The following is a 12,363-nucleotide window of genomic DNA, read 5'->3' as shown; positions in this document are numbered from 1 at the left end:
GAGCTTGCTAAGCGATTAACGCGCGTGTTTTGCCGCCTGCATGCTCGCCCACCATGTTTCGTCAGCAATAATTTGCCCATTGTCATCGAGTGGCGGATAAGGCAGCCCCTTTTGCTTGGCCACGCGGGCGAGCACCGGATGACCGCGCTCAAACAGGATGTGATGCACTTCATCGTCGGGCAAGCGTGTCTTCGCCAACTGGTACATGCCTGCCGCTTGGCGTTGGCGTTGCGCTTCGTACAAAATCAAGGCGCTAGCCACTGACACGTTCAGCGACTGTACCATACCCACCATTGGAATGAGGATGTCTTGATCGGCTTTATCGAGCGCTTCGCGACTGATGCCATGTTTTTCTTGGCCGAGGATAATGGCGGTTGGTCGGGTGTAATCAACCTCACGAAAGTCGATGGCCGTTTCCGATAGGTTAGTGACCAATACTTGCATGCCTTGCGCTTGCATGGCCTCAAAAGCATCCGCGGTCGTGTTATGGGTGACCACGTCAATCCAATTGCGTGAACCGGCAGATGTACCGCCTAAGGTCCGCATTTTGGTGCCTTCTGGCCATACCGCATGCATACGATGAATGCCCACCGCATCGGCAGTACGAATGATGGCAGAAATGTTATTGGGCTTGTGGACTTGCTCCATACACACAGTGAGATCAGGCTGGCGCTTTGCCAGCACCTGATGAATGCGTTCAAAGCGTTCAGGTGTCATGATTCAATTCCGTAAATGACAGACGAAAGACAAACGCGCCCACCAAAAGGGTGGGCGACAGACAATAATAATGTATCGCGACGATCAGTTCTTTTGGCGGCTGACCTTCACCACATTGGGCATCACCCGCAGGCGGCGCATAATGTTGGCGAGGTGCACCCGATCTTTGGTCGTTAATCGAACAAAGATAGTGTACAAGCGACCATCACGTTCTTCAGTGGAGAGCCCTTGGATATTGGAGCCCGTTGAGGCAATGGTGTTGGTTAAATCGGCCAACGCGCCTTGATGGTTTTGCATATCGACTCTGACGCGGGTACTGAACTCTTGCTCAAAATCATCCGCCCATTCCACCGGCATATACTTATCCGGCTCTTGGCGATGGCCGCGAATATTGGCACAGGTTTCACGGTGAATCACCAACCCCTTGCCGGGACTAACATGGGCAATGATAGGATCGCCTGGAATGGGGCGACAACAGTTGGCATAGGTCACTAGAATGCCATCGGCACCGCGAATCGGCATTTTACCTTCGGTAGGCGCGGCCGGGTCTTGATTCAGTAAGCGACGTGCTATCACCACGCTCATGAGTTCACCTAAACCAATCGAGGCGAGTAAGTCGTCGCTGGTTTTGAGCTTGAGATCGCTTAACACGGTATCGACTCGCGCGGCGTCGATGTCCGGCAAGTTTTGTTCCCCAAGCGCATGATTGAGTAAGCGGCGGCCTAAGGTCACCGACTCCTCCCGACGCATGGTTTTCAGTACCTGACGAATCTTGGTACGCGCCCGTGCCGTGACCACATAGTTAAGCCAAGCGGCATTGGGGCGCGCGCCTGGCGCAGTGATGATCTCGACGGTCTGGCCGTTTTTTAACGGCTGACTGAGCGGATAGGGCTGACGATTAACTCGCGCACCGACACAGGTATTGCCGACATCCGTATGCACTGCATAGGCAAAATCGACCGCGGTCGCATCGACCGGCAGCTCGACAATTCGCCCTTTCGGCGTAAAGACGTAAAGCTCATCGGGGAAAAGGTCCGACTTAACGCTTTCGATGAACTCAAAGGAGCTCCCGGCACTTTGTTGCAGCTCGATAATGTTTTGCATCCATCGTTGCGCCCGTTTTTGCGCGGTGGTCCCCGATGGACGATCGGAGCCGTTTTTATAAGCCCAGTGCGCCGCGACCCCTTTATCCGCCATTTGATCCATATCTTCGGTACGAATCTGCACTTCAACCGGGACACCGTGGGGGCCGATCATCGACGTATGCAGTGATTGATAGCCGTTCGCTTTGGGAACGGCGATATAATCTTTGACGCGGCTAGGGCGAGGCTTATAGAGGCTGTGCATTTGCCCCAGCACCCGATAACAGGTATCGAGATCGCGCACGATCACCCGAAATGCATACAAATCCATGATGGTATGGAAACGCTGCTCTTTGTTTCTCATCTTGTTGTAGATGGAATAGAGATTTTTTTCTCGGCCCAGTACACGGGCCTCAATGCCGGCATCTTCAAGCCGCCCTTCGATTTCCGCATGGATTTTTTGAATCATCTCTTTGCGGTTTCCCCGAGCTTGCGCAATCACTTTTTTGAGCACGCGATAGCGATTGGGGTAGAGGGCTTCAAAGCCCAGCTCTTCGAGCTCGACTTTTATATTATGGATACCTAAACGATGAGCGAGTGGGGCAAAAATCTCTAGGGTTTCGCGGGCAATACGACGCTTTTTATCCGGACGTAGGGCGCCGAGTGTGCGCATGTTATGAGTACGATCGCCGAGTTTGATCAAAATAACGCGAATGTCATGCGCCATGGCCATGACCATTTTGCGAAAGTTCTCGGCTTGGGCTTCTTTACGATCACGGAATTTGAGCTTGTCGAGCTTAGACACGCCGTCAACCAGTTCAGCCACCACATCACCAAAGCGCTGCTGCAGATCGTCTTTGGTCACCTCGGTGTCTTCAATGACATCGTGTAATAACGCCGCCATGAGGGTTTCACAATCCAAACGCATTTCTGCCAGGATCCGTGCTACCGCAATGGGGTGAATGATGTAAGGTTCGCCCGTTGAACGAGTCTGCCCGTCATGGGCATCCCGTGCTACTAGGTAAGCTTGCCGGAGCGCTTCAAGCTGTGACTCCGGCAAATATTGACTAGCAACTTCTTTCAGGCTATCAAATAGATACAAACGGCCTGCCCCTGATAAATGACGCGTTTAACGTTGACCAGAAATGGTGCTAACCGCTGCCATTTCGGCGGCTTCTTGCTCTTGCTTCTCTTGACGCTCGCGGGCGTCGAGTACTTCTTTGTTAATCAGTCCTTCTTCTACTTCGCGTAGAGAGAGCACAGTGTACTTGTCGTTTTCTTCTGCGACTAAGGCGTCTTTACCACCGGTTTGCATTTGGCGGGCGCGGCGAGCCGCAACCAGAACGAGATCGAAACGGTTACCAATTTTTTCAACGGCGTCTTGAACAGTTACGCGTGCCATGAAGGACTCCAGCTATGTAATAAACAGGTCATTAAAAATGACCGAAAAGTATACAAAAGGCCGCGACCTATTGCTAGCTTTGTGCTGCAATGCGGCCACGTCTCAATATTTGGGTTAGTCGGCCAGCAGGTCGTCGATCATTGTATGATATTTGCTGGCTTGCTTGGTTTGCCCCATCCGCTCTGCGCGGACGATGGCCTTAATATCCATTAATGCGACGTCAAAGTCATCATTAATAATCAGGTAATCATAATCAGCATAGTGAGAGATTTCCGAACGTGCCTCTTGCATGCGTGTGGCAATGACCTCATCACTGTCTTGGCCACGCGTTGTCAAGCGTCGTTCCAGCTCTTCACGGCTTGGCGGCAAAATAAAAATACTCTTACTTGCGGGCATTTGCTGACGAATTTGCTCGGCACCTTGCCAATCGATATCAAGAAAAATATCGACGCCATTGTTAAGCATTTTTTCAATCCAGACCCTGGACGTGCCGTAATAATTGCCGAATACCTCTGCATGCTCTAAAAAAGCACCTTGGTCGATTAAGGCCTTAAATGCTTCTACCTCAACAAAGTGATAATGCACGCCATCTTCTTCTCCCGGGCGCATGGCGCGGGTGGTGTGCGATACCGACACTTTCATGTCATAGCGAGGATTATCATTCAGTAGCGCTGAAATCAGGCTAGATTTGCCCGCGCCACTCGGGGCGGAAACAATGTAAAGCGTACCTTGGCTCATGGATTGATCACTTTCACTGGCTGATGCCCATCCGCAGTATAGCGTATGCGTATGGGAGTCGATCGACGAATAGATGTTTGTCTCCCGTGGGAGGCGCGCAGGGTAGCACGAACCTGTCGCAATTTGAACGGGATTAGTTGCAATCTCGGAGGGGAGTAGTGTGACTTGGTGTTATCAGCAATGCTTTTTCTCTTTAAATTAAGGTTTTGCTATGCTGTCTTGGTAATTGAACACATGTTTAATTATCGCCTATTTTTTCAACGACAGTAAGGAGTACCCGTTGAATACCTCATCGAAAAAAAATATGAGCGTGACCGTTGCCGCGCTCAGTGTCGCCAGTGCCTTTTCTTTTTCTTCTTTTGCTCAAGCCAGTGACACTGCGCTAAGCGACCAACTTGGCATTGCTGATCATGCGGTGATTGCTCACCGTGGTGATTCCTACAACGCGCCAGAATCCACGTTGCCAGCCTATCAGCTTGCGTGTGAAGTGGGCGCGGATTACCTCGAGCTGGACCTGCAGCGCACAAAAGACGGCAAACTGATCGCCGTGCATGACGATAACCTCAAGCGCAACACCAATATTGAGACAGTCTATCCTGAGCGTGCCAGTGATCCGGTTAACACCTTTACGTGGGCAGAGCTGGAAAAACTGGATGCCGGTAGCTGGTATAACCAAGCCTATCCCGAACGCGCACGCGAAAGCTTTCGTGGCTTGAAGTTGGTGACACTTGACCAGGTCCGAGAAATCGCCGAAGGCTGCGCCCATCAGCCAGGACTTTACATCGAGACCAAGGTGCCTGAATTCTTCCCTGGCATTGAAGAGGATTTGAAACAAGATTTAACCCAACACGGTTGGCTAGATAAGGACGCCAAGGGCAAAGTGATCCTGCAAACCTTCAATAAATCGAGCCTTGAAGCACTGCAAGATGTGATGCCGAATGTGCCAAAAATCTTGCTACTATGGGCAGGTGATGGCTATATTCCGACCAAAGATAGCGCACCGAAAGCGGATGACGAATCTTACGCCCAGTACTACGCGCGTCAGGAAGTAGCCTCGAAAGCGGACTACGCAGAGTGGCTCGATTACGCCAAACAAAACGGTGCCATCGGTGTAGGGCCTTCAGGTACCCAAGCCAACTTCGATGATGCCTGGTCAAGCCAATTTAGCTATATGGATCTGGCGAAGACCTGGATGGTGGACATGAGCCATGAAAAAGGCTTGCTGATGCACATGTACACTCTGGATGATCGCGAGGATATGATTCGCTACCGTGATCGCGGTGTGGATGGCTTCTTTACCAATCGTCCGAATATGGCGGTGAAAACGTTAACGGATAGCGACGGTAAAGACATTGAGGCAACCTTAACGCAACTGGGTTATTAACCCCGCGCGTTAATTGTATTTACCCTTTGAGCCCGCCTGTTATTAGCGGGCTTTTTCGTTGGGGGCAAACGCTAGATAGGGTTCGGTTCGGCTTATTTCGCTAAACAGACCCTCCGCGCCATGGATGGCGCGGCGGAGCCTCCAGGGATGGATTGACGGCGTGTCTGTGTGCGAACTGAGCCGGTGCCCCAAGGTTAACGTTTTGGCTATCTACTCGCTCGCCATGAGTTTAGCCAGCGTACGTCGGTACATGGCATAAGCCACCGCGCCCGCAAGTAGGTTACCGATTAAGGCACCGGCAAATAGGCCAAACAGCTCGCCAATTTGTGCCCCGAACCAAAGGCAGGGCAGGAAAAACGCAAATAGGCGGAGCGCAGAAATGGTTAGGGCGGTGTATGAGCGGCCTAATGCATTGGTAATTGACACCATCAACATACACACCCCCAGCGCGCCCAGGCTAAAGGGTACTAGCGTAAGATGAGTGTGCAAGATATCGGTAACTTGCTGATCGCTGGTCATCAAGTCGGCGAGGGGAGCGGCGGCAAGCCAAGTGACCACGGCGATCAGCAATTGAAAGCCGAGAATAAACTGACACGCTAACTTGACCAAATGGCGCACTTCGGTCAAATCGCCTTTACCCAGCAAACGACCCACCATAGGTGGCATCGACATGGTTAATGCCAGTACCGAGACAATCGCGAAAAACTCAAACCGCGAGCCCAGTGCCCAGGCGGCGACTGCCGCTGAGCCAAAACTCGCAAGTAACTTGGTCGCCAGCATCGATGAGACGGGTGGTAGCAGCTGACTAATCATCGCTGGCCCCATAATGTGACCAATCGATCCTATACTTTGCTTAACGTTGACGTCATGCCAGTCAAAAGAAACCCAACCTTTGCCGAGTACGCGAGGGGCGACAATGGCAATGCCAGCGCCAAAAGCAATCAGAGTGGCCACCGCTGCGCCATTGATGCCCCAATCGAGCCAAAAAATAAAGATAGGATCGAGGATAAGGTTTAATAAGCTGGTAACCACCATCATGGAGCCGGGCAACACTGTGTTGCCATTAGCGCGAGCCAAGCTATAGAAGAAGTAAAGCACCGCCCCTGTCCAGGCACTGACGAGCCAAATTTGCCAATAAGTATCAATCACCGGGAACACCTTGTCCGGCGCATCGAGTAACAGCAAGATCGGATGGCGCAAGGCATAGAGCAAGCCGGCAAACAATGCCACGCCTGTGGTGCCAATAAATAAAATCAGACCGCCTAATTGCTTGGCATAGCGACACTGATCGGCGCCGAGCGCGCGCGAGATCACTGCTGTGGTCGCAATGCCGAGGCCAACTTGCAACCCGATAATGATCATCTGAATCGGCAAGGTGAAACCTTGTGCGGCGAGCGGGAGTACACCCAATTGACCAATGAAGGCACTATCGACCAACTGAAAGCTCATCAGCGACAGCACACCAAACAGCATCGGTAGGGTGGTAGAGAAGAGGCGCTTGGCGCGAGAAACGGATTCCATCAGGCACTCTTTACATTAATAGGGTGAAAAAAGCCGAGCATTGGCATGCTCGGCATAGTCGCACCAATTGTAGAGGAATGCTAAAAATTACCAACCCCTAATAAATACGGTTATTCAGTGTCAGCGAGCCTGACCCTAGCGATGCGATGGACGTTCAGGGGGGCGACTGCACACAATCATTGGAGTTAGTGATTCATGCTGGTAGCTGTGGTTTTTAGTGAAACAAGTCACTATCTCTATTGCACTGATCCTGATGAATGAATATGAGATTGAGGGGGGAGCGGGAGGATGGCTGTCTGCTTATCAATGCAGGCGCTGTGGTGGATTATCGGTGCGTGCGATCACGAGAAGACACAAGGTTTCGGTGAAATGTCAGTTTTATTGCATTTTAAACCAAACCTTTTTGACTATTGATTGAAATATTTATTGCTTTTAGTGATAAGAAAGCTAGCACAACGCAGTATAAAAATAGCATGGCTTTCGCTGTTTTGTAGCAAAAAAATCACTTCTGACAGGCTGTTATCGTTGATCGTGACCAATATTCGAGATAAATATAGACCACATTATGTAAGTGTGTAATACGTATTGTTGCTTTCAGTGCTTAGGATGGCCAAGAGAGCACAACGGCAGGATCAATGACCTGCAAAAATATCAGACAGTTAACAGGGAGTAGTGGACTATGCTGTCGTACTTTATACGTCGGTTTCTTTTAGTGATACCGACGTTTCTTGGGATCACCATTTTGATCTTTGGTATCACCCGTCTTGTGCCGGGTGGGCCGGTCGAGCGAATGATGACGCAAATGCAGGCACAAGCCGATGGCGGCTCGAGCTTGCAACGTGCTGGTGACAGCTCGGCGTTATCGGACGATCAGATTGCCGAACTTAAGGCATTTTACGGCCTCGATAAACCTGTGCTAGAAGCCTATGTCGATTGGCTCGGTAAACTTGCCAACTTCGATTTGGGTGAATCAACCCGCTACTACGAGCCGGTCACCGACATGATCGCCGAGCGTCTGCCCGTCTCGTTGTTTTACGGCGGAATGACCTTCTTCATCAGTTATTTTATCTCTCTCCCGCTTGGCTATTACAAAGCCCTCAAGCACGGCTCGGTGTTTGATTCGTCCTCCTCAGTACTTATCTTTATTGGTTTTGCCCTGCCGGGTTATGTGGTGGGGGTCTTGCTGATCACCCTATTTAGTTATCACCTCGAATGGTTCCCGATGGGCGGCTTTGTTGGCGATGCCTACTATGACGCGACCAGTTTTTGGGAACGCGCCAAAGATGTGATGTGGCATGCGGTACTGCCGCTGATTTGTTATCTGATTGGGGATTTTGCCACCCTGACCATGACGATGAAAAACAACCTGATGGAAAACCTCTCCGCGGATTATATCCGCACCGCCATTGCCAAAGGGTTACCGTTTCGTTCGGCGGTACGCAAGCACGCGCTGCGCAATAGCTTGATCCCGATTGCTAGTCACTTTGGTAATTCCTTGCTGTTCTTTATGACGGGGGCGTTTTTGATTGAAGTCATTTTCAACATCAACGGCATCGGCTTACTTGGCTATGAATCGATTATGGAGCGTGACTATCCGGTGGTGATGGGGATTGTTGCCATCAATGCGCTATTACTGCTGGCGGGCAATATCATCTCTGATATCTGTGTTGCCTTGATTGACCCTCGCGTGAAGTTTGGATCTTGATATGTTGACGATGAGCCCTTTAACTCAAAAGAAAATCCGCAGTTTTAAGCAAATTAAACGTGGTTACTGGTCGTTTATGATCTTGACCACCATGTTGGTGCTGTCGCTATTTGCCGAGCTATTGATCAACAGTAAAGCGTTAATGGTCAAATACAACGGCGAGTATTACTTCCCGGTACTGAGTGATGTGTATTTGGCGAGTGATTTTGGTCAAGTGGGCACCAGCGAAGCCAACTATCGTCAACTCGCCAAAGCCTTTGAGGCACAAAGTGGCGACAATTATGTAGTCATGCCTCTGGTGCCGTGGAACCCGCTTGAGCAAGACTTTAGTGGCGACTTTCCGCCCACGGCGCCAAGTGCCGCAGACAAGCATTATCTCGGTACTGATGATATCGGCCGCGACATTCTCGCCCGCCTGGTATACGGCTTTCGTATTGCCATGGGCTTTGCGTTACTGACCATGGCTGCGTCTTATGCGATTGGCACCGCCGTGGGCTGTGCGATGGGATTTTGGGGCGGTAAGTTTGATTTGTTTTTCCAACGCTTTATCGAGGTTTGGTCTATGGTGCCGTTTTTGTACGTGATCATGATTCTAGTCTCGATTCTCCAACCCACGTTTGCCCTGTTTGTGGGGATTAACGTGCTATTCGGCTGGATGGCGATTACCTGGTATATGCGCACCATGACGTACAAAGAATCGTCGCGTGATTATGTGATGGCGGCGCGTGCATTGGGTGCCTCTACTAGCCGGATCCTGTTTCGCCATATTTTGCCCAACACCATGGTGATGATTGTGACCTTGGCGCCCTTTACCATCGCCCTCAATATTACCGCGTTAACGGCGCTGGATTATCTCGGTTTGGGGCTGATGCCACCGACGCCAAGTTGGGGCGAGCTGTTACAGCAAGGTAAATCAAATCTGGATGCGCCATGGATTGTTGCCTCTGTGGTGTCGTCTCTGGTGTTGGTGTTGGTGATGGTGACCTTTATTGGGGAAGCGGTCCGAGCCGCGTTTGATCCGAAAAAGTTCACCCGTTATGACTGATTTTAAATACAACCAGCAATTTTTAAATATAACAAGCAATGTGTGCATCAAGATAAGGACATCACGATGAAAAAACTGATCCTTGCTACCTCCGTTTCCCTGTTTAGCCTTAGCGGCTGGGCGGCGGAATTGCCTGAAAATCTCAATTGGCAAACTAACTGGGATGCCCCCAAAATCGGGTCTCCCGACGCCAAGCGCGGGGGTACACTGCGTACCCATTTGCAGAGTTTTCCGCAGACATTACGCACTGTGGGGCCGGATTCAAACTCAGGCCTGCGCAGTTACTTTCTTGATGAAATGCCCTCACTGGTAAAGCGCCACCCAGATACACTGGAATGGATCCCGGACTTGGCCAACGAGTGGGCCTATGGTGACGATAACAAAACCATCTATTTTAAGCTCAACCCTGAGGCGACCTGGTCAGATGGCGAGCCAATGACCGCCGATGATTTTGTGTTTATGATGCAGTTTTATCGCTCTAAAGACATTGTTGCCCCTTGGTATAACGACTATTACACCAACACCATTGGTAGCGTGGAGAAAATCGACGCGCATACTGTGGCCATATCGAGTGCAATAGAGAAAAACCAAGAAGAGTTAATGTATACCTTAGGAAGCTTAATTCCGCGCCCTGCGCATTTTTACGCTAATCCGCGCAAAGATGAAAACCAAGACGGCATTGCTGATGACTATGTGCGCCGCTATAACTTTAAGGCCGAGCCCACCATGGGGCCTTATGAGCTGGGCCGTGTGCAAAAAGGACGCCGACTCACCTTTAATCATGTAGACGATTGGTGGGGTTATACCAACCCCTATTACCAAAATCGCTACAATGTTGAGCGTATTCGAATGCGCGTGATCCGCGATAACGACATTGCCATGAAGCATTTTGAAAAGGGCAATTTGGATGTGTTCGATTTGGTTCTTCCAGATATCTGGCATGAAAAAACCCAATCTGAACCTTATAAAAAAGGCTATATCACCAAGTTCTGGGGGTATAACGAAGTGCCGGTTGGCGCGGGCGGTTTGTGGATGAACTCGGCCATGCCAATGCTGGATGACATTAATGTGCGCAAAGGGATTCTCTATGCCACCGATTTTGACGGCATGATTGAAAAAATCACCCGTGGCGATTACTCGCGTAAACCGCATGCAATGGGCTTTGGTCATGGTGAATACGACAATGACGGTGCGACGCCACCACCGTTTGATCCTAAAAAAGCGATCAGCCATTTCGAACAAGCCGGCTTTGACCAGGTTGGCGCCGATGGTATTCGCGTCAATGACAAAGGCGAGCGTTTAAGCTTCGCGATTACTTATGGGTATCAGCAGCACACACCACGCATTGCTTACTTAAAAGAGCAGGCCAAGCAAGCAGGGCTGGAATTTACTATTAACTTGGTCGATGGCTCATCGGCGTTTAAATACGTACTCGAGAAAAAGCATCAGTTGGCCTTTCTTAATATGGGTACCTCGGAAATCCCGGCCTATTGGGAGTACTTCCACTCGGATAACGCTAATAAAACGCAAACAAACAACCACTCTAACTACAGCTCACCGGCATTGGATAAGCTGATCATGGCCTATAAAAGCGAGTTTGATACGGCGAAAAAGTATCAGCTGTCGCATCAAATCCGCACCAAAATCTCAGAGGCCAGTGTGATTGTACCGGGGTACATGGTGCCGTATGTGCGTCAAGGTTTTTGGCGTTATGTGCAAATCCCAGATAACGCGATGACCAAGCGCACCGAAAACATGGTCACCAGCGGCCGCGTGATGGGCTTTGGCACCTTCTGGATTGATGAAGCGATGAAAGACGCCACCGAAGAGGCCATGGACGACGATAAAGCCTTTGAGCCGGTGACCATCATTGATGACAGATACAAGCTGTAGAGGCGCTTATGACCCAGGATGTCATTCTTTCGGTTAAGGATTTGACCGTTAATTTTACCACTGACGATGGCCCCCGTGAGGTACTTCACGGGGTGAGCTTTGAAGTAAAAGCCGGGCGCACGCTCGGCTTGGTGGGAGAGTCGGGCAGTGGCAAAAGTGTTACTGCGATGTCAATTATGGGCTTGCTGCCTAAACCCTATGGGCAAGTGACCGGCGGCGAGATTCTGTATCGCGGGACAGACTTGGTGACCCTGCCCGCCAAAGAGCGCTATGCAATGCGCGGTAATCGGATCTCGATTATCTTTCAAGACCCAATGACGGCGCTGAACCCTGTGCATACCATTGGTCGGCAAATCAATGAAGTCTTGATGTTGCACCGCCCGGAGCTGGATAAAAAAGCGCGCGCGGCATGTGCGCTCGACATGCTGGCCAAGGTGAAAATCCCGATGCCAGAAAAGCGATTGAACGAGTACCCGCATAACCTGTCCGGGGGGATGCGTCAACGGGTCATGATTGCCATGGCACTGGCCTGTAAGCCCGATATCTTGATATGTGATGAGCCAACCACCGCCCTAGATGTGACGGTGCAGGCCTCGATTTTAGATTTGATTAACGAGCTGCAAGAAGAAACCGGCATGGCGGTGATTTTTATCACCCACGATCTGGGCGTGGTCGCCGAGGTGTGTGACGACGTGGCGGTGATGTACGATGGCCAAATTCGCGAACGGGCCGATATTTTTACTTTATTTGACAACCCCGCCCATCCGTATACCAAGCGTTTGCTGGGATTAATGCCAGGGCGTCACCATCAACCCAAGCAGATGATTGATATTCGTCCGTTGGAAGACTTTGATGCCGCGCCATCATCGACATAGT

At 50.7% G+C, this 12,363-nt stretch carries 10 protein-coding genes; 5 read left to right on the top strand and 5 right to left on the bottom strand.

The window, feature by feature from the left end:
- Window positions 1-15: 15 nt before the first annotated feature.
- The 4 genes from trmH to gmk form a co-directional block, all read right to left on the bottom strand.
- Window positions 16-717 (bottom strand): tRNA (guanosine(18)-2'-O)-methyltransferase TrmH, encoded by a 702-nt coding sequence (gene trmH / locus BZG78_RS03170; RefSeq protein ID WP_025744372.1) that lies wholly within the window; start codon window positions 715-717, stop codon window positions 16-18.
- A gap of 84 nt (window positions 718-801) precedes the next feature.
- Window positions 802-2,901: a bifunctional GTP diphosphokinase/guanosine-3',5'-bis pyrophosphate 3'-pyrophosphohydrolase gene (spoT, locus tag BZG78_RS03165; protein ID WP_077576361.1), complete on the bottom strand. Its 2,100-nt coding sequence runs from the start codon at window positions 2,899-2,901 to the stop codon at window positions 802-804.
- Window positions 2,902-2,928: 27 nt separating this feature from the next.
- Window positions 2,929-3,201: a DNA-directed RNA polymerase subunit omega gene (gene rpoZ / locus BZG78_RS03160; RefSeq protein WP_077461490.1), complete on the bottom strand. Its 273-nt coding sequence runs from the start codon at window positions 3,199-3,201 to the stop codon at window positions 2,929-2,931.
- 114 nt (window positions 3,202-3,315) lie between these two features.
- A complete protein-coding gene (gene gmk / locus BZG78_RS03155; protein ID WP_025744374.1) occupies window positions 3,316-3,939 on the bottom strand; it encodes a guanylate kinase in 624 nt (207 codons plus the stop codon).
- Window positions 3,940-4,243: 304 nt separating this feature from the next.
- Between gmk and BZG78_RS03150 the strand changes: the two genes are divergently transcribed.
- The gene (locus BZG78_RS03150) at window positions 4,244-5,323 is read left to right on the top strand and encodes a glycerophosphodiester phosphodiesterase (protein ID WP_077660368.1); all 1,080 of its coding nucleotides are present in this window, start codon (window positions 4,244-4,246) and stop codon (window positions 5,321-5,323) included.
- 210 nt (window positions 5,324-5,533) lie between these two features.
- Here the strand turns inward: BZG78_RS03150 and BZG78_RS03145 are convergent, their stop codons facing one another.
- A complete protein-coding gene (locus tag BZG78_RS03145) occupies window positions 5,534-6,844 on the bottom strand; it encodes an MATE family efflux transporter (RefSeq protein ID WP_077660367.1) in 1,311 nt (436 codons plus the stop codon).
- A 679-nt stretch (window positions 6,845-7,523) separates the two neighbouring features.
- On the opposite strand from BZG78_RS03145, the gene BZG78_RS03140 reads away from it, so the two are divergent.
- The 4 genes from BZG78_RS03140 to BZG78_RS03125 all read left to right on the top strand — a co-directional run bounded on the left by BZG78_RS03140 (window position 7,524) and on the right by BZG78_RS03125 (window position 12,362).
- A complete protein-coding gene (locus BZG78_RS03140; RefSeq protein ID WP_077660366.1) occupies window positions 7,524-8,549 on the top strand; it encodes an ABC transporter permease subunit in 1,026 nt (341 codons plus the stop codon).
- 1 nt (window position 8,550) lies between these two features.
- Window positions 8,551-9,594: an ABC transporter permease subunit gene (locus BZG78_RS03135; RefSeq protein ID WP_077660365.1), complete on the top strand. Its 1,044-nt coding sequence runs from the start codon at window positions 8,551-8,553 to the stop codon at window positions 9,592-9,594.
- A gap of 66 nt (window positions 9,595-9,660) precedes the next feature.
- Window positions 9,661-11,487 (top strand): extracellular solute-binding protein, encoded by a 1,827-nt coding sequence (locus BZG78_RS03130; RefSeq protein ID WP_077660364.1) that lies wholly within the window; start codon window positions 9,661-9,663, stop codon window positions 11,485-11,487.
- A gap of 8 nt (window positions 11,488-11,495) precedes the next feature.
- Window positions 11,496-12,362, top strand: a complete 867-nt coding sequence (locus tag BZG78_RS03125; protein ID WP_077660363.1) for an ABC transporter ATP-binding protein — start codon at window positions 11,496-11,498, stop codon at window positions 12,360-12,362.
- The last annotated feature ends 1 nt before the right edge of the window (window position 12,363 follow it).

Source organism: Salinivibrio sp. MA351 (assembly GCF_001996065.1).
GTDB lineage: Bacteria > Pseudomonadota > Gammaproteobacteria > Enterobacterales > Vibrionaceae > Salinivibrio > Salinivibrio costicola.
The sequence above is the reverse complement of the archived record's forward strand: the minus strand, read 5'-3'. Positions and strand labels throughout refer to the sequence as shown.